The organism is Aquitalea pelogenes (genome assembly GCF_001515305.1).
GTDB lineage: Bacteria > Pseudomonadota > Gammaproteobacteria > Burkholderiales > Chromobacteriaceae > Aquitalea > Aquitalea pelogenes.
Genome location: NZ_LNQV01000101.1, coordinates 1 through 2,165, shown reverse-complemented (window position 1 = coordinate 2,165; position 2,165 = coordinate 1). Strand labels below are relative to the sequence as shown.

The window sequence follows — 2,165 nt, the reverse complement described above, 5'->3', positions numbered from 1 at the left end:
AGGTTACTGAAATGATAGGGTCAAGCGACTAAGTGCATCTGGTGGATGCCTTGGCGATCACAGGCGATGAAGGACGTGTAAGCCTGCGAAAAGCGCGGGGGAGCTGGCAATAGAGCTTTGATCCCGCGATATCCGAATGGGGAAACCCACCCGCAAGGGTATCCCGTACTGAATACATAGGTACGTGGAAGCGAACCGAGTGAACTGAAACATCTAAGTAACTCGAGGAAAAGAAATCAACCGAGATTCCGTCAGTAGTGGCGAGCGAACGCGGAATAGCCTGTATGTGATAGAGATTGAGATAGTGGAAGGACCTGGAAATGTCCGCCATAGTGGGTGATAGCCCCGTACACGAAATTTCATTCTTGGTACTGAGCATACGAAAAGTAGGGCGGGACACGCGAAATCCTGTCTGAAGATGGGGGGACCATCCTCCAAGGCTAAATACTCGTGATCGACCGATAGTGAACCAGTACCGTGAGGGAAAGGCGAAAAGAACCCCGGGAGGGGAGTGAAATAGAACCTGAAACCGGATGCATACAAACAGTGGGAGCCTCGCAAGGGGTGACTGCGTACCTTTTGTATAATGGGTCAGCGACTTACGTTCAGTAGCAAGCTTAACCGCATAGGGGAGGCGTAGGGAAACCGAGTCCGAATAGGGCGTCTTAGTTGCTGGGCGTAGACCCGAAACCGAGTGATCTATCCATGGCCAGGATGAAGGTGCGGTAACACGCACTGGAGGTCCGAACCCACTAGTGTTGCAAAACTAGGGGATGAGCTGTGGATAGGGGTGAAAGGCTAAACAAACTCGGAGATAGCTGGTTCTCCCCGAAAACTATTTAGGTAGTGCCTCATGTATCACTTCCGGGGGTAAAGCACTGTTATGGCTAGGGGGTCATTGCGATTTACCAAACCATGGCAAACTCTGAATACCGGAAAGTGCGAGCATGGGAGACAGACGGTGGGTGCTAACGTCCATCGTCAAGAGGGAAACAACCCAGACCGCCAGCTAAGGTCCCAAATGATCAGTTAAGTGGTAAACGAAGTGGGAAGGCCCAGACAGCCAGGATGTTGGCTTAGAAGCAGCCATCATTTAAAGAAAGCGTAATAGCTCACTGGTCGAGTCGTCCTGCGCGGAAGATGTAACGGGGCTCAAACTGATAACCGAAGCTGCGGATTTGCACGTAAGTGCAGATGGTAGGGGAGCGTTCTGTAGGTCTGTGAAGGTGTCTCGTAAGGGATGCTGGAGATATCAGAAGTGCGAATGCTGACATGAGTAGCGATAAAGCGGGTGAAAAGCCCGCTCGCCGAAAGCCCAAGGTTTCCTACGCAACGTTCATCGGCGTAGGGTGAGTCGGCCCCTAAGGCGAGGCTGAAAAGCGTAGTCGATGGGAAACGGGTTAAAATTCCCGTACTTTTGTGTAGTGCGATGTGGGGACGGAGAAGGTTAGGTCAGCGGCCTGTTGGAATAGGTCGTTCAAGCCGGTAGGCGTGAAGGGTAGGCAAATCCGCCCTTCTTTAACGCCGAGAAGTGATAACGAGGGTCTACGGACCTGAAGTGACTGATACCACGCTTCCAGGAAAAGCCACTAAGCTTCAGCTACACAAGAACCGTACCGCAAACCGACACAGGTGGGCAGGATGAGAATTCTAAGGCGCTTGAGAGAACTCAGGAGAAGGAACTCGGCAAATTGATACCGTAACTTCGGGAGAAGGTATGCCTGTTGTGGTGAACACCCTGCGGTGGGAGCTACGACAGGTCGCAGAGAATCGGTGGCTGCGACTGTTTATCAAAAACACAGCACTGTGCCAACACGAAAGTGGACGTATACGGTGTGACGCCTGCCCGGTGCTGGAAGGTTAAGTGATGGGGTGCAAGCTCTTGATCGAAGCCCCAGTAAACGGCGGCCGTAACTATAACGGTCCTAAGGTAGCGAAATTCCTTGTCGGGTAAGTTCCGACCCGCACGAATGGCGTAACGATGGCCACACTGTCTCCTCCTGAGACTCAGCGAAGTTGAAGTGTTTGTGAAGATGCAATCTCCCCGCTGCTAGACGGAAAGACCCCGTGAACCTTTACTGTAGCTTTGCATTGGACTTTGAAGTGGTTTGTGTAGGATAGGTGGGAGGCTTTGAAGCAGGGACGCTAGTTCCTGTGGAGCCGAC

At 52.2% G+C, this 2,165-nt stretch carries 1 rRNA gene; it reads left to right on the top strand.

Annotated elements, in window-relative coordinates:
- Positions 1 to 18: 18 nt before the first annotated feature.
- A 23S ribosomal RNA gene (locus AWT75_RS20310) occupies positions 19 to 2,165 on the top strand; the annotation flags it as partial.